Genomic DNA, 15334 nt, shown 5'->3' on the forward strand with positions numbered 1-15334 from the left:
TCGATCAGGCTTTTGATTCGGCAGCCAGGCTGCGCATAATTTCCGATTCCGTGGGCAATGGCTGTGCTGCGCACTGCATGTAAATGTCCTTACAGCGCGCAGTTTTCCGGGCCAGCAAGTGATGAACTTTTTCTTCCGACATTTTCAGTGCAGCGGCGATCGCAGCATTTGATTTGCCCGATAGGTGTAGGCGGTAGATGCCCATAATCACTTTCTTCCCGTAAGCGGGCCGATTACCGATTTTTACTACAGCGCCACAAGCCTTGGCTGCCTCAGTAACCGGAATTGGTCTTACTGGGGGAGTGGCCGGTGCTCGGCTACGCGCCCGCGCAGCACAGTTCCAACCGTCGATGATTTTTGCCGTGTGATCACAACCATCGTCACAGACATTGCGTACTTCATGAATCAAGCTATTGATTTCTATTGCCATTGGTCATACCTCGCTTATTTTACGTAACGTTGTCCTGCAAGCATCTGCTGCGCTGGCGTCAAGCCTTCATGCCGGGCAGGAGCTGCGATTTTTTTTCTGATGGGCGGTACTGATTGCCCCATCGATACATGTTTAATCCACTTGTCCAGCATGCGTTTGGCCAGCGCCTCAAGCTCCTTGTGTGGCAAATTTCTCCGGGCGCCATCTCTGCGCAGCTCCGGGCAAATCTGATACAAAACCGGGTGGCGCCAGGGGAATTTTTCCGCGCAATCGTATTTCCAACAATCCTTTGCATAACGCCAGTACTCGTCCATCACATCGGAAACTTGCAGGCCTAATGGGTTTGCAGAGTATTCCCCGGCGATGGCGGTAAATTCGGCGAGGTCCGGCGGCCAGTGATTACCCTCAGCGCAGCGGTCCATACAGCGCTTTGCAATAAACGCCAGGTGTTCATCCGAGCACTTCGAAATCAGCGCTATCCAGGCCGTCGAGGGCGCTACGCCGTTCTTGCTCACCCAGCGGTTCGTAAAGATCTGCGCCATCGTCTCCCAGAGGAGCCAAGCCTTGCTTTGCTCTGTCGGCGTTTCGGGCATCCCTGACCTGCTGCCAGGCGCTGGAAGGAGCTGAAGCTGTGACTTGTTTTGCATTTGAACCTCCCGTTGGTTTTTTATTGGCCGCCGCGCGCTGTTCATGCACTACGCTGTCAGCAAACTTTTGCTCCCACTGCGTCGAGTGGAACGCTTTGCCTTCGGCATGCCAAAAGGCGATGAAACTGGCCAGTTCCGTTTCGCTGTATCCCGGCTCTGGACCGTCCAGCATCCGTCCCCACAACGCGGCCTGGCGTTTGAAGTCAGGGGATGGTCTCCATCCATCAAACATCTCAAATTTTCCGATCGGTTTTTCCTCAGCGGCAAGTGAATCGCCATGCTCGCCAGAGAGAGAGGGTTTATCTTTTACTTCTTCTTCTAACTCTTCCTCTGGTAACGGTTTTTGATACGCACCTGTAACGCTACCAGCGTTACTTTCTGCGTTACCATTGCGTTTCGATTCCCGCATTTTTGTAACGCGGCTATTTGTAAGTGCCCGTTTTTTCGATGTTTCTCCGTTATGTCGTTGATGATTTGGGAAATACAGCCGACCGTCTTCCTCTGCTAACCAACCAACCTGAATTAACGCATTCGCAAAACCTGAAGCACAGGTGACGCGATCAAGCACACTTTTTGTAACGCCAGCAGCGTTACACTTTGCGTTACCGTCTATCGTTTGTTGGTCAGCCCACGCCCATACACGAATCATCTTTCCCAGTACTGCGTCGGGGTCGATGTTGAGAATCTCAGCCAGCTGGAAAATCTCCGGTTTGTCCGGTGTAATAACTTCGATTTTTATCCAGCTACTCGCCATGATTACCAGCCCTGCTGTTCAGCAATAATTTTGAAAGCGCGACGTTGTCGAACAAGTTGAACCTCTTCTTGGTGCTTCGAGATCTGCCGAACAAGCACACGCGCAAATGGCTTGGTAACCGGTATCTCTCCGTAAAAAAATTGCCGGTTGATGCACCTTAGCTTTTTCATCGTCTCGACCCCGCGCGGGGCTTAGATGGTTTACCGGGCATGCGTTTAATGGTTTTAAGCGCCTTCTTTGCCTGATCAATACACTCGGCGATACTCTGGCCGGGTGCGTAGTTTCTTGCGCCCTGCAGCGCAGCAGAACGAGCAACATCACGGGGAGTGCCGTTCCGAACCAGTGCATCAGTGATCTGCTTTTCGATCTGTTCTTGTGTGAAATTGGCCATTGGTCATACCTCGTTTTTAATGCAGTAATCCGCGAACTCTCTGCTGCAAAGATGCGTAAACCCTCTCCCATTCAGCGCAATCCGAATCAAAATCCGAGAGTGGCGCACGAAGTAAGATTGAGCTGATCATCTTCTGATTGGCCTTCATCGCCTGAGTGGCCAGGTACTCAACAGAATTGCCCGCTGCCAGGCTAGCGCGAAGCTCAGCAGGCAAAGCTGCAAGGATCGCCGGGAGTAGATGCTGGATGTTTTGTAATGCACGCCGGCTATCACCGTCTAACCAGCGGAATATCTGCTGCTTGTTGTTGTGCAGCGCAGCGTAGTCAACGGTTCCGTCTTCATATTCAACGCATTGAAGAACTGGGTGCTGCAGGCCGAGCTGCATGTAAGCCTCGGTTATTTTGATGGCAACCTGTCTCTGGGAAACCTCATTTGCCCAGTTACGCAGTGCATCACGGATGTGGTTATGTTTGATTTCCATAAATCAGACCTCAGGCCGCTGTTACATTAGATTGATGCTGTGGAGGGATCCCATCGGTTGGATTTGGATAATCCTCGGCATTCAAATCGTGGGGGGTTACTTTAAAGTCTGTTGCCGCGGCAATTTTTACGGCCATGCTTCCACGGGGAGAGTGCCGCCCAACGACAACATGGCTTACATAACCTTGGGTGAGTTCGAGTTTCTTCCCGAACTCCTGTTGACTAATGCCGTTTGAAGAAAGGTATTCACCGAGTTTCATTTGCGTCTCCGTCTGTTGATTTAGCAAAATACTAACATCGCTATTAATTATGTCAATAACGACGTTATTTTTTTAATAATAGTTTTAATATTAAAATTGACGAATGAAGAGAAAACTCACCGAAGAAGACCTGGCTGCTGCAAAAAGGCTGAAGAGCATATGGACCAGCAAGCGCGTGGCTCTGGGGCTTACACAGGAGAAAGCTGCCGACCTTTTGGGGTTCAATACCCAAGGGGCGGTTAGTCATTATCTGAATGGGGTCACACCACTAAATACCGATACGGTTATAAAATTTTCTATGCTTCTAAATGTCAAACCGGAGGATATTAAGCCGGAGTTGGCAGAAATTTTGAGCTATGTGCGAAAAAGTCCTTCACCAGAACCTGGTGAGGAAATCTCAAGCTTAAATGTCCTGACTTCCCAACATAGAGAGTTGATCAGGTTGTTTGATAAAATGCCAGAAAGCGAGAAAATACATCTACTTAAGCAGTTGGATGTCAAGGCAAAAGATTACGATAAACTCTTAGAAGAATTGCTAGAACTGCGTAAAAAGTCCAAAAACTGACACGATCCCAAGCTTTTAAAGACCAGCTTTTGCTGGTTTTTTTTCGTCCCAATAAAAAATAAATAACTACGCTATTGACCATTTTTAATAACAACGCTATTGTTTACCTCATCGACGGCACAGCAGCCTCGGGGAAACAGTTCTGACGGCGGGAAAGAACGCGAGGTATGACCAATGGCAGTTTCACTTAATGGGGATGTGAAAATGAAGCGCACAATGACAGCAGCAGACATCAAAAAAGCAGTGATGAAAACTTGCGGCACAATCTGCAACGAAAATCCCTACTACCGCAACGCGTCAATAGCAAAAGACCAGGCGCAAACCGCGCTTGCATATCTCGATGACAGCCATTTTGAAGTAGCCCCACGTGCTGCCTCCGCGATACGTAATTGGGCAGCTGAAAGAACCAATGCTTTCTAAGTGATTTTTCCACTGCCCTGCGAACCAGGGCACAACATGCAAGAGCATTTTTCTGTGGCGAAGGAAACTCAAGAAGACCTCCCTGAACCGATTAATGCTCTTTCAGTTGTGGTGGTGGATGGTTGAATGGCATTTCCCTTGCGAAAAGAACGGTCGTAAAAACGACGCCGGAGCGTAACCGGCAAAATCCACCACAGCATTATTTATTTATCGGGTTTTAGAATGGCGCAAATTGCAGCGTGAAAAAGCTATACGCAATCATCGAAACTAAATAACGAGGTATGACCATGACCATTGAAACGGAAATTAAAAGTAATGTTTTGCACGAAGGTATTCATCAACTGAAAGAACACGGCGTTGTAATTGGCTATTTAAAAGAATCCACTGCCGTTGATAAATCCGCAATCGTCACCCCGGATGGAAAAAATCTCGGCGACTTCTGCTGTGATCATCACGCCGTTGAGGCTGCCTGGCTCCATCACCACAATATCCACCAGCGTACCGAGCGTCGTGAGCGCATTCCGCGTTCTCTTCTGGTTATGGCCTTAATGGCAATGATGTCTCGGTAAGTTTTGCGGCGGGCGAAAGCCTGACGAGGTATGAGCGTTGACCCGCTGGCCCGGCGTAACGGGCAACTCAAGACGTAAAAAAGCCCGCGCTTGGCGGGCAGTTCTACCGGCTTAACGCCCCGGTGGCGGCAGGTCGGCGACCAAACCGACCTTACGAGGTATGAGCAATGACCTTTCGGCCAGACTCGCGCTAAGTATATTTTTAACGAGGCGGCAATGCAAACTAAACTACCCGGCTCCGTAACAAAAAAATTCTTCATATTCGCGACTAAATATGAATGGATTGACGAATACATAATATCCGTATTTGAATCAGACATATCCAGCATCAAACCAGATTATATTTTAATCGGCACTCAGGAAGTTACTTTCGAAATCAAAGAAACTGATTTTTTAAAATCGGAAATAGCAGGTCTGGAAAAAGCAAAAATCCAATTATTTGCGGAGACATCAGAGCGCGAAAAATATATTTCCGGGAAAATACAGTCTTTATTAGCAAGCAAAACTAAATAATGAGGTGTGACCAATGACGCAATTTATTTGTGCTTTATATCCGACCGCTGCTGCGGCGGCAAAAGGAGAGATCCCGACTTCGATTACTATCGAAGCAAAGTCTGAAAAACTCGCGGTTATGAAGCTGGACATGATGATCGAGGAAGATTTCCCCGATATGGCCGGCCGTTATCTTAAACCAAAGATCGCAGAGTCAATCCCTGGCGGCGTCGGCCGCCCGCCTGTTGATGCCTTCAGTGAAGATTGGATAAAACACTATGAGTGGGACAAAGAAACGAAAAATTTCATCGCTATTAAGCATGCGGAGACACCTGACGATCTTGACCCGCTGGCCAGCATGAAAGTTATCTTTGATTTGCCCATATCTGAACGTATCAGCTATATCGCGATGTATGGCTCTAAGCCAGATGAAATCGACCAGGAGCACTTATCAAATGCCTGCGATATCGCTATTGACGATGACGCAGATCCTGAGATCCGAGCCATTATTGATGGCTTTCAGCGAGTACCTGCCGTAAAGGCAATGTTGCCAGCATCAGTTGAAATGATGATCGACGCGCTCCGTGCTCAAACACCGCCATGCGACAGTGCAGACGACGCCGAAAAGTTTGCCATCAAGTGGGTGAATAAACCTTCTGAGCGCGAATCTAGCGGCCCGACGCGCACATATGAATCGTTCGAAGTGGAAGTGGCACTGGCAATCATGGGCGTTAATCCAGACCTGGCAAAAGCTGCTGACGTTAAGAATGCAAAGATGATCAGAGATAACCGGGATACAGCGTGGCGCGCCTGGGTAAATTCTCTGCGCATGATACCGGACATTCTCAACATCCCGCGGGGCGAGCTTTTCACGCTTCTGGAAAAGGGATATCGAGATTTGAAGTTAATCAACGACACCGACGCGCGCAGGGCATATCTCAGCAGCGTTCTGTCTGGTCACCCATCCCTACCCCATTATCAGCAAGAAGAGGTGCAGGTGGAAAACCTTGGGGGCGGGAAATTCTCTATATCTGGTTTGGAAAAAAATGCCTCAAATGAGGGAGAAAAAGCAGAAGTTGGCATCAACAAACCCACAGCGGATGATAAAAAACCCGAAGCAAGCCAGACCGTTGCTGTATCGCATGGCGAGGCTGTAGAAATAGTACCAGCGCAGGATGACTTTAAGCAGCGTGCTGTAGCCCTTGAGAAATCCCTTTCTGAAAAAACAGAAGAGGAACTGGAAAATCTGCACATATGGAAGAAAGTCCAAAGCACTGACCCGCGTTATACCAAGCCTCTAGAAGGGGTTGGCTTTGCCGGTACCAGCATCAACGCTGAATACATGTTCATGCGTGCAACGGAGATTTTCGGGCCAGTCGGTACCGGTTGGGGCTACGAGATTGTCGAAGATCGCATGCTAAATGGTGCACCTCTTTCCGAATCTATTTATGAGAATAATAAATTCATACGGAGCGTTTTGCTTCGTGATGCAGACGGTACCCTGCTGTACGAAAAGAACCACGTTCTGCGCATCAAGTTCTGGTACGTGGCAGATGGCGATGTGCGTGGTGAACTTGAAGCCTACGGCTCAACGCCCTACCTATACAAGTCAAAACGAGGGATTACTACCGACGGCGAAACCCATAAAAAAAGCCTGACAGATGCCATTAAAAAAGCACTGTCTATGCTCGGCTTCTCTGCCGACGTCTGGCTCGGCTGGCATGACATGCCTGAGTATCTCGCCGATAACGCGATTGAACACAGCATTAAAAACGCCAGTGATAAGGCTGAGGATACGGTACGCCTGCGCAAAGAACTGGATGAAAAATTTGCACAAAACACGGAAACAATGCGCACCGCTGTTACTTCAAATGAAGTGACCAAAATCGCTTCATCCCTGAACCGCACTATTGGGGTTCACCTCAAAAATGCCAAAGCCGTCAACGACACCGAGCACGCACGTTATCTCGAAACACGACTGCGTCGCCTGGATGAAATCAAAAATGAATGTCTGGCAAAATTTGAAGGGGAAAAAGCATGAGCACTCGCACCATTGATTTAGCTATCGAGATGCAAAAACTTCAGGCGCTCGCAGAAAACGGCGAACTGACCCCAGAAATGATCGCCGATACCCTTGAAGGGCTGGAAGGCATGCTGGGGGACAAGCTTGACGCGACAATGGCCGTGGTTCGTGACTTTCTGGGCAATGTTGAAAAATGCGACGCGGAAGCCAAGCGCCTCGCAGAACGCAAGAAGATGTGGAACAACCAGGCTGAGTTGCTCAAGAAATATATCCTCGACTGCATGATCACTGCCGGTAGCGATAGCGTTAAAACGGCCACAAACACATTCAGTGCTCGCAAGGGATCACAGCGCCTGATTGTTGACGATGAGGAGTTGCTACCTGACGACTTTGTAGAGTCGTTTACCCAAATCGTAAACAAAGTGAAAAGCGATGAGCTGAAGAAAGCTTTGTTGGCCGGTACCGAGATAAAAGGCGCTCATCTTGAAACTGGTCCTCGTTCATTAGCTGTTCGTTAACTGATTTTGTTGAATCAAAAATTGGCCGGTTAGTGAGCTATTATGCTGACCGGTCATGCTTATGAGGTATGACCAATGAAATTACTGACTTTAGAAGAATGGTGTGATCTGAAATACAAAGCGCATAAACCTACTCTTCAAACTCTTCAGCGCTGGGCGAGAGCTGGGAAAATTTATCCGGCAGCTGAAAAACACGGACGACAGTATCGTGTGAGGCCAGATGCGATTTATCTAAACCCAACCGATATTCACGTCGGTAAGAAAATAAAAGAGTCGCAGAGCGCAGAGCCAGCAAAAAATGCATTCATGCAGAAGGTGATAAATGACACGGCGTCCCGTCAGGTATGATGCAAATTTACCCAAAAATCTCACCTATCGTAAATCAAGAAAAACTTATTACTGGCGTAATCCTCTGACAGGAAAGGAGTTTACGTTAGGTTTAATTTCCCGCAGGGATGCAATTTCGCAGGCAATCGAGGCAAACCACTATATCGAGCAGAATTACTCACCGATTCAATTGCTTGATAAGCTCAAAGGCACGAATGAGTACACCCTATCCTCTTGGCTTGACCGCTATGATGTGATCTTTAAGCGACGTGAATTGGCAGAAAACACATATAAAGTTCGTAAAGGCCAGATCGCCACCATTGAGGAAAAAATGGGCCACTTAACACTAAGCAAAATAACGACTCGTCATATTGCTGATTTTCTTGAAACATGGGTCGTCCAGGATAAAAAGACAATGGCGGCGACAATGAGATCTGTTCTATCGGATGTTTTCAGGGAAGCTATTGTTGAGGGGCATCTCGCAGCAAATCCTGTAACCCCAACGCGAGCAGCAAAACCGGTGGTTAAGCGCGAGAGGTTGGAATTAGAACAGTATATTGCAATTCGCAAGGCCGCCGCCGCGCAACCTGCGTGGTTTGGACTGGCCATGGATCTTGCCCTAGTTACCGGGCAACGGCGAGAGGATATAGCTGATCTACGATTTGAGCATGTTCAAGATGGAAGGCTGCTAATCAACCAGGGGAAAACTGATTATATGCTTTCAATCCCCCTGGATCTTGAGCTTAAAGCCATTGGGCTAACTTTAGGGGCCGTGATTGAATGCTGCCGTGTTGCCAGTAATACTGATTTTCTGGTCAGTTCAGGCATCCGGAAAAACAGCTCAGATGGATCACTACATCCTGATAGCCTAACCAAAAAATTTGTTGCTGCAAGAAAGTATACGGGCATTAATTTTGAGGAAAGCCCACCAACATTTCACGAGATCCGAAGTTTAGCTGGCCGCCTGTATGAGAAGGAAAAAGGAAAGGAGTTTGCGAGGAAATTACTTGGGCATAAATCTGAGAAGATGACGAACAAATACCTTGATACAAGGGGAAAAGAATACGTGATGCTGTAAAAGACCGAATATCATATTTCGGACAAATTTCGGACATTTTCGGAAAAACAGAAAATAACCCTTATAAAACAATAATTAAAAAAAAGACCGAATACGATTCCTATATTCGGTCCAGGGAAAGGGCTCTTGGGAGAGAGCCGTGCGCTAAAAGTTGGCATTGATGCAGGCGGTTAAGCCTTACCTTTCAAGAATAGTCGAGCTTTGTCTGTTTTCCAGCCAATTGACAGCCTGGTGATAATAACTTGAGGGAATTAGTTGCTTTTTGTGACAACATTCTCAAAACATTTATTTAACAAAATAAATCAAGTGCAAAACGGGGATTTAAGGGTGGGGTTTTCAGAGGCTAACGGCAGTCAGCCTCTGTGCCGTTCGGTTAGCAAAGCTTACTGGCACGTTCAATAAAGGGTGCCAGGCTCATTTTATGTCCGGCGTTCTGCGGGTCGTCGAGCTGTATAATGCTGAGCGGTTGTGCGCTTGCCTTACCCTCTTTAACCTGTTCAATAGCAACGTCATTAAGTGGATACTGGGCCAGCGTGCTGTCATTGATAACAAACAGTGCATTGCCCGGTCGGCACTGCAGCATCACCTCTTCGCGGGTAAATGCCCAGGCTTTTCCGTATTCCAGGCGGCTAACGGTGATAATCTGTGGGGCGGCAAAGCAGCTGCCGGACAGTGTCAGTAGCAGGCACCCAAGTAGTGTTTTTTTCATAACCCTTCCTCGTTCAACTTTTTAAAAATTCAAGCTTATGGCCGATCCATTGCTGTTACTGCGCCCTGCCGGGTCAATTAGGCGGCAAGGTGGCAAACAGGCTTACCAGCGCAATCACCAGTAATGCCAGGGCAAATTCCAGCCAGCAGACGTAAATCATATTGCGCTGTGCCTGCTCTGGCTGTTTAGCCAGTTGCGGTACCAGGCGATAACGATTAAATAGCGCAACGCCAATCATCAGCGCAACCAATAACACTTTTGCCAGCAGCAGTAGCCAGTAAGGCGAACGCCAATCGCTGGGCCAATGTTGCAATATCATCAGGCCATTGATCACGCCGGTAACCACCACCAGGGCCACGGCAATATGCCCGAGGGTGGAAAATCGCAGTAATGTTGTTATCGCCGCGGCACGGTGGGCGGGCTGATGAGTAAAGGACATGCAACTTAGCAGCGGGAGCAAACTGCCCAACCAGTAGGCGGCGCTGAGCAAATGGAGCCCATGGTTACTGCGTTGCACTATGCCCATGGTCCCTTGATGGATAGCAGCGTGGCCGATCAGTGCCAGGCTAAGCAACATGCCGGTGCTCAGCAACAGTACTATCAGATAGCGCCCAGGCAAGCCATCGAGCAGTAAAACCAGCAGCGCCACTACTGCCAACAACATATGCCAGCGCCACACCTCACCGAAGGTGGTCATCAGGATCAACAGCCAGACGGTGGGGTTAGTGGTATCGGCCCAGCCATTGCCCATCACTCCGGCCTGAACTGCCAGCATCAAGAAGGCGGTCAGGGCCGAGAGCACCGCCGAGGCAAGGATCAAGGTTTGATTCTTGCCCGTCAGCACCTGGGAAAAACCTGCCGGTGCCAGTAAGCGGCTAAACACGCAGGCACCAAACAGCTGCATCACCGAAGCAAAATGCACAAAGCGACAAACAACAAACAGCGAAGCCAGGCTCATACGGTTATTTCACCGTAAAGCTGTAGGTACCCTGAGTTTTATGACCATCAACCGAGACAACATGCCAGGAAACCAGGTATTTGCCGCTGGTCAAAGGCGCAGGCAGTGCCACCAGCACCTGAGTATTGTTATTACTGGCCAGTTTAATGGCTCCGGTCTTGATCGGCGTATTACCCGGACCACTGAGTTCAACCTTGCTGAAGTTGGGTTCGATACCTTCGCTAAAACCGAGACTCAGTTCGCCAGGCGCGGTGGTCACTTGACTGTCGGCGGCCGGGGTTTCGGTTTTAAGATGAGCGTGGGCAAAAGCCTGTTGTGAAATCATGCCTGCGGCTAAGACACAGGCGGAACTGAGAAGACGCAGTCGCATTAGTTTTTTAGTAGACACAATATTTCCTTGGCTGGCTGAAGATAAAATTTCAGGCGCAACTTTAGCGTAAACCGCCGCCGGGATCTGTCAAAATTAGGGGGTTGTGGCCACTGGAGAGAGAGGTTGGCTGCATTTCGCACAAAAAGTTCAGGGGACTGCGGGGAATAATGCCATGAACAGCAAGGAAAAAAACGCAGCACGTCGTTCACGGCGCTGCGTTTTTGCTACTGGCGAAAATCAGGCAGCAGGAGTTTGGCCGGTCATATTCTTCAGATCTTTATCAACGAAGAACAAGCCGTTACCGGTATTGCTAACCAGTGCCAGTTTATCGAGCACGGATTTAAACAGAGTTTCTTCTTCGTGCTGTTCAGAGACATACCACTGCAGGAAGTTAAAGGTTGAGTAGTCTTTGGTGCTCATTGCCAGATCGGCCAGCTCATTAATCTGTTTGGTGATTAATTGCTCATGTTCATAGGCCAGGGTAAATACGTCAGCCAGGGAAGCAAAATCAGCGCGCGGCGCTTCGATGGTGCCGAGGACAGGCAGCGCACCGGTATCGCTAACGTATTTGAACAGACGGTGCATATGGCCCATCTCTTCACGGGAGTGTTCAGTCAGAAAAGCAGCCGCACCTTCAAAACCCTTGTTGCTGCACCAGGCGCTCATTTGCAAATATAAGTTGGCGGAATAGAATTCAAGGTTCAGTTGTTCGTTAAGTTGCTTGACCATCGCTTCTTTAAGCACAATAAGACTCCGTAATTTAATATGATTAAATTGCATCAATAGGGTATGAGATTATTTATCAGTATTATGCCCAACTCTACGCTAAATACATAGGGTTGTTTCAATTAATCTAATCCAAATCAAAGAAATATTACAACCAACTGATATTTATATATTTTATTTTCACTAAACATAGAGGAATATTGTGAGTGAGAATTATTCCCGCTAATTTTCATCGTAAATGCCTTTATTGCCCTTACCGTCTGACGCGTTTTATTTTAGGGGAGATCTCAATTAATAAACATTCCCCAAAATGAATATAAATGAGTAGTAATCTCATTAAGATCTACTCGCTATCGGCCAAGGGGGGATCACAGGCATTCACCTCTGCCATCGGCTCTTGTACAATAGGCCGAGAATCGATTAGCAGGAAGAGAGATATGTACCCAAATTTGGCTGAGATCAGCAGAGAAGAGATGGACAAAATTAACGTGGATTTAGCCGCTTCTGCCGTCGCCTTTAAAGAGCGCTACAATATGCCGGTGGTATCGGAGATTGCCGAACGCGAGCAACCTGCACATTTGCGCGATTATTTCCGTGAGCGCGTGGCCTTTTACCGGGCTGAATCTCATAAGTATTCTCGCCTGCCGTTTGAACCCAAACAAAAATAAGCCGGTTCAGCGGGCAAGCGAGCAGAGAAACCCCGTTAATCAGCTGCGGGCGAACCTTTGGTTGGCGCGGATCAACTGGTCGAGAATGCCAGGTTCACTAAAGGAGTGCCCTGCGCCCTCAATAATATGCAGCTCCGCTTCCGGCCAGGCCTGCGCCAGATCCCAGGCGTTTTGTACCTGGCAGGCCATATCGTAACGACCGTGAACAATCACCGCCGGAATATGGCGAATACGATCAACGTTGCGCAGCAGCTGGTCGTCGCTTTCCATAAAGCCGAGATGGGTAAAGTAGTGATTTTCAATACGCGCAAAGGCCAGAGCAAAATCATCCTCGCCAAACGACGCCGAGTCTTCGGTAGGCAATAAGGTTACGGTCTCCCCTTCCCACAGACTCCAGATTTTTGCGGCTTCAAGCTGAACGGCGCGATCGTCGCTGGTCAGTCGTGCACGATAGGCGGCAATCACATCTTTACGCTCTTCGGTGGATAAAATAGACAGCACGCGCTGCCATTTTTCCGGGAAGAAGCGCGAAGCGCCGTCCTGGTAATACCACAACAGTTCCTGCTTTCTGATGGTAAAGATGCCGCGCATTACCATTTCGCTGACGCGGTCCGGGTGGGTCTGCGCATAAGCCAGCGCCAGGGTCGATCCCCAGGAGCCACCGAACACCAGCCATTTATTTACCCCGGCCATAACACGCAGGCGCTCAATATCTTCTACCAGATGCCAGGTGGTATTGTTGTCGAGGCTGGCATGGGGCAGTGAACGGCCACAGCCTCGTTGATCAAACAGCATAACGTCATAATCATTAGGATCGAAAAGCTGACGATGCACCGAGGAGCATCCGCCGCCGGGACCACCATGAATAAATACCGCCGGTTTCCCCTTTGGATTACCGCTGCGTTCCCAATAAATCTGATGACCATCACCGGTATCCAGCAATCCACTGGCATAGGCTTCCCGAGGCAAATACAACCCTTTCAATTTAGCCATGACATTTCCTGTTTTTTTTCTGTCCAGTGCATTGATTTTCTTGCTCAGCACTAATAACAGCCTATCCAGACTATGGGGTCAATCGACTTACCCGACTTAATGGCAAAAAAGCCTGGTTTTCTCGATCTACCGCGCAGTTATTAATCAGCGTTGCGCAGATAATAAACAGCTATAGGTCATATTCGGTTACAGGATAATAATTTGTGACTTTACATGGTGTTGTCGAAAATTTATTCCGGGTCTATTGCAACTTGCCGCAAATTAGCAGTAAATAGCACAGCAACCCAATCCACCCGCTTAAGAGAGGCCGATATGAGTAAAGGAATGGATAGCAAAAAGAATGCGAAGAAAAAGCCACTGAAAACTCCAGCTGAGAAAAAGGCTGAGAAAAAGGCTAAAAAGGTATCTGCGTAATCGATAAAGACTTCGTATCAATACAAACCCGCCTATCGCGGGTTTTTTGTTAATTTGTCCTGAGATACAACCCGAGATCGCCCCTCATGAGTGACTTGATTATTGCTGCAGCGCAAACAGGCTGCCTGGCCGGTAATATCGAATTAAATCTCAGCCGTCATGCTCAGGTGGTAGAACTTGCCGCAGCAGAAGGCGTTGCCCTGCTGATTTTCCCCGAGCTTTCACTGACCGGCTATGAGCCGCAGCTGGCGCGTAATCTGGGGATCACCTTGCAAGACCCGCGTCTGGAAAAACTGCGTGTACTGGCAAAAACCCACAATATGACCATTGTTTGCGGCGCGCCCTTATGCTGTAACGATGGCGATGCACTCTATATCGGTGCCATTGTGTTCTCGCCCGATGGTACCCTTTATTCTTATACCAAGCAGCATTTACACGGTGGCGAAGATCTGGTTTTTACCCCGGGACAGGGTGGCCCGCAGCTCAGCCTGCGCGGGAAAAATCTCGGTCTGGCAATCTGTGCCGATATCAGCGAGCCAGGGCATCCGCAGCATGCCGCCGAACAGGGTGCCGATATTTACGCGGCAGGCGTATTAATCTCCCAGGCCAGTTACGCCAAAGAGAGCGCCATGATGCAAGGCTATGCAGAAAAACATCAGATGACCATTATCATGGCTAACCACTGTGCACCGACCGGCGGTTGGCTGCCAGCGGGGAAAAGCGCCATCTGGTCCGCGACGGGCGAGGAGATTGTCACTGCACCAGCCAGCCAGGATGCGCTGGCTATTGCCCGGCAGACCGCCGAGGGCTGGCATGGCTACGTCAAGTTGGTTACCTATCAGCAAGCCTGAATTATCAAGGAGGAATAAGCGATGACATACAGGGTAATAGATACCGAAACCTGTGGTCTGGAGGGGGGTGTAGTGGAGATCGCCTCCGTGGATGTGATTGATGGGGTTATTACGCAACCGATGAGCGATCTGGTCAGTCCCGATCGGCCAATCAGTATCGATGCCATGGCGATCCACCATATCACCGAAGAGATGGTGGAAGGTAAACCGCGGATTGCCGTCGCCGTCAGACGCTATCAGGGAAGTCGCTACTATGTGGCGCACAATGCCGCCTTTGATCGCGCCATGCTGCCAGAAATGAACGGCGAATGGATTTGTACTTTCAAGCTGGCTCGCGAGCTGTACCCCGACCTGCGTTATAGCAATCAGTACCTGCGCTATGCGTTAAATCTCGACGTTAGTGTACCCGAGGGCTTATATCCCCATCGGGCGTTGTATGACTGTTACGTCACTGCCGCCCTGCTGCAACGCATCATCAAGGACTCCGGATGGAGTGCCGAACAGATGGTGGCCATCACCGCACGCCCTACTCTGCTGCGCACCCTGAAGTTCGGTAAATACCGGGGAAAACTCATTGCCGATATAGCCGAGCAAGACCCGGCTTACCTGCGCTGGATGCTGAAATCCATTGATGATTTAAGCGACGATATGAAATACAGCCTGCAACACTTTTTAAATGGCTAGTTGCCGA

Annotated in this window: 22 protein-coding genes; 11 read left to right on the forward strand and 11 right to left on the reverse strand. The window is 48.9% G+C overall.

The window, feature by feature from the left end:
• Nucleotides 1-4 precede the first annotated feature (4 nt).
• The 6 genes from GW590_RS08410 to GW590_RS08435 form a co-directional block, all read right to left on the reverse strand.
• Nucleotides 5-430, reverse strand: coding sequence for a hypothetical protein (locus tag GW590_RS08410; protein WP_169402585.1), 426 nt, complete (start codon nucleotides 428-430; stop codon nucleotides 5-7).
• Nucleotides 431-444: 14 nt separating this feature from the next.
• The gene (locus GW590_RS08415; protein ID WP_235955897.1) at nucleotides 445-972 is read right to left on the reverse strand and encodes a replication protein P; all 528 of its coding nucleotides are present in this window, start codon (nucleotides 970-972) and stop codon (nucleotides 445-447) included.
• Nucleotides 881-1831, reverse strand: coding sequence for a DnaT-like ssDNA-binding domain-containing protein (locus GW590_RS08420; protein ID WP_169402587.1), 951 nt, complete (start codon nucleotides 1829-1831; stop codon nucleotides 881-883). The genes GW590_RS08415 and GW590_RS08420 overlap by 92 nt, the downstream gene beginning before the upstream one ends.
• A gap of 166 nt (nucleotides 1832-1997) precedes the next feature.
• On the reverse strand, nucleotides 1998-2222 hold the full coding sequence (locus GW590_RS08425) for a hypothetical protein (protein ID WP_169402588.1): 225 nt from the start codon (nucleotides 2220-2222) through the stop codon (nucleotides 1998-2000).
• Between the two features lie 16 nt (nucleotides 2223-2238).
• On the reverse strand, nucleotides 2239-2703 hold the full coding sequence (locus GW590_RS08430; RefSeq protein ID WP_169402589.1) for a toxin YdaT family protein: 465 nt from the start codon (nucleotides 2701-2703) through the stop codon (nucleotides 2239-2241).
• Between the two features lie 10 nt (nucleotides 2704-2713).
• Nucleotides 2714-2962: a helix-turn-helix domain-containing protein gene (locus tag GW590_RS08435; RefSeq protein WP_169402590.1), complete on the reverse strand. Its 249-nt coding sequence runs from the start codon at nucleotides 2960-2962 to the stop codon at nucleotides 2714-2716.
• A gap of 103 nt (nucleotides 2963-3065) precedes the next feature.
• Here GW590_RS08435 and GW590_RS08440 point away from each other — a divergent pair, with 103 nt between their 5' ends.
• The 8 genes from GW590_RS08440 (at nucleotide 3066) to GW590_RS08475 (ending at nucleotide 8954) form a co-directional block, all read left to right on the forward strand.
• Nucleotides 3066-3527 (forward strand): helix-turn-helix domain-containing protein, encoded by a 462-nt coding sequence (locus GW590_RS08440; RefSeq protein WP_169402591.1) that lies wholly within the window; start codon nucleotides 3066-3068, stop codon nucleotides 3525-3527.
• A gap of 174 nt (nucleotides 3528-3701) precedes the next feature.
• Nucleotides 3702-3947: a hypothetical protein gene (locus tag GW590_RS08445; RefSeq protein ID WP_169402592.1), complete on the forward strand. Its 246-nt coding sequence runs from the start codon at nucleotides 3702-3704 to the stop codon at nucleotides 3945-3947.
• 287 nt (nucleotides 3948-4234) lie between these two features.
• On the forward strand, nucleotides 4235-4516 hold the full coding sequence (locus GW590_RS08450) for a hypothetical protein (protein ID WP_169402593.1): 282 nt from the start codon (nucleotides 4235-4237) through the stop codon (nucleotides 4514-4516).
• 216 nt (nucleotides 4517-4732) lie between these two features.
• Nucleotides 4733-5029 (forward strand): hypothetical protein, encoded by a 297-nt coding sequence (locus tag GW590_RS08455; protein WP_169402594.1) that lies wholly within the window; start codon nucleotides 4733-4735, stop codon nucleotides 5027-5029.
• A 13-nt stretch (nucleotides 5030-5042) separates the two neighbouring features.
• Nucleotides 5043-7049 (forward strand): transcription termination factor, encoded by a 2007-nt coding sequence (locus GW590_RS08460; protein ID WP_169402595.1) that lies wholly within the window; start codon nucleotides 5043-5045, stop codon nucleotides 7047-7049.
• Complete coding sequence (locus GW590_RS08465) at nucleotides 7046-7549, forward strand: siphovirus Gp157 family protein (RefSeq protein WP_169402596.1); 504 nt, start codon at nucleotides 7046-7048, stop codon at nucleotides 7547-7549. The genes GW590_RS08460 and GW590_RS08465 overlap by 4 nt, the downstream gene beginning before the upstream one ends.
• Before the next feature lie 75 nt (nucleotides 7550-7624).
• On the forward strand, nucleotides 7625-7897 hold the full coding sequence (locus GW590_RS08470; RefSeq protein ID WP_169402597.1) for an excisionase: 273 nt from the start codon (nucleotides 7625-7627) through the stop codon (nucleotides 7895-7897).
• The gene (locus tag GW590_RS08475) at nucleotides 7872-8954 is read left to right on the forward strand and encodes a tyrosine-type recombinase/integrase (RefSeq protein ID WP_169402598.1); all 1083 of its coding nucleotides are present in this window, start codon (nucleotides 7872-7874) and stop codon (nucleotides 8952-8954) included. The genes GW590_RS08470 and GW590_RS08475 overlap by 26 nt, the downstream gene beginning before the upstream one ends.
• A 373-nt stretch (nucleotides 8955-9327) precedes the next feature.
• On the opposite strand, the gene GW590_RS08480 is transcribed toward GW590_RS08475, so the two are convergent.
• The 4 genes from GW590_RS08480 to ftnA form a co-directional block, all read right to left on the reverse strand.
• Entirely contained in the window at nucleotides 9328-9663 is a 336-nt protein-coding gene (locus tag GW590_RS08480) for a YebY family protein (protein WP_169402599.1), read from the reverse strand.
• Between the two features lie 73 nt (nucleotides 9664-9736).
• On the reverse strand, nucleotides 9737-10621 hold the full coding sequence (copD, locus tag GW590_RS08485; protein WP_169402600.1) for a copper homeostasis membrane protein CopD: 885 nt from the start codon (nucleotides 10619-10621) through the stop codon (nucleotides 9737-9739).
• A gap of 4 nt (nucleotides 10622-10625) precedes the next feature.
• The gene (copC, locus tag GW590_RS08490; RefSeq protein ID WP_169402928.1) at nucleotides 10626-10991 is read right to left on the reverse strand and encodes a copper homeostasis periplasmic binding protein CopC; all 366 of its coding nucleotides are present in this window, start codon (nucleotides 10989-10991) and stop codon (nucleotides 10626-10628) included.
• A 237-nt stretch (nucleotides 10992-11228) separates the two neighbouring features.
• Entirely contained in the window at nucleotides 11229-11720 is a 492-nt protein-coding gene (gene ftnA, locus GW590_RS08495) for a non-heme ferritin (protein WP_235955905.1), read from the reverse strand.
• Nucleotides 11721-12154: 434 nt separating this feature from the next.
• Here ftnA and GW590_RS08500 point away from each other — a divergent pair, with 434 nt between their 5' ends.
• Nucleotides 12155-12385, forward strand: coding sequence for a DNA polymerase III subunit theta (locus GW590_RS08500; protein WP_169402602.1), 231 nt, complete (start codon nucleotides 12155-12157; stop codon nucleotides 12383-12385).
• A gap of 39 nt (nucleotides 12386-12424) precedes the next feature.
• Here the strand turns inward: GW590_RS08500 and pip are convergent, their stop codons facing one another.
• On the reverse strand, nucleotides 12425-13378 hold the full coding sequence (gene pip / locus GW590_RS08505; protein ID WP_169402603.1) for a prolyl aminopeptidase: 954 nt from the start codon (nucleotides 13376-13378) through the stop codon (nucleotides 12425-12427).
• A 500-nt stretch (nucleotides 13379-13878) separates the two neighbouring features.
• On the opposite strand from pip, the gene GW590_RS08510 reads away from it, so the two are divergent.
• Nucleotides 13879-14643: a carbon-nitrogen hydrolase family protein gene (locus GW590_RS08510; protein WP_169402604.1), complete on the forward strand. Its 765-nt coding sequence runs from the start codon at nucleotides 13879-13881 to the stop codon at nucleotides 14641-14643.
• Nucleotides 14644-14664: 21 nt separating this feature from the next.
• Nucleotides 14665-15327: an exodeoxyribonuclease X gene (gene exoX / locus GW590_RS08515; protein WP_169402605.1), complete on the forward strand. Its 663-nt coding sequence runs from the start codon at nucleotides 14665-14667 to the stop codon at nucleotides 15325-15327.
• Nucleotides 15328-15334 lie beyond the last annotated feature (7 nt).

Source organism: Rouxiella aceris (assembly GCF_012933545.1).
In the GTDB taxonomy this organism is placed as follows: Bacteria; Pseudomonadota; Gammaproteobacteria; order Enterobacterales; family Enterobacteriaceae; genus Rouxiella; species Rouxiella aceris.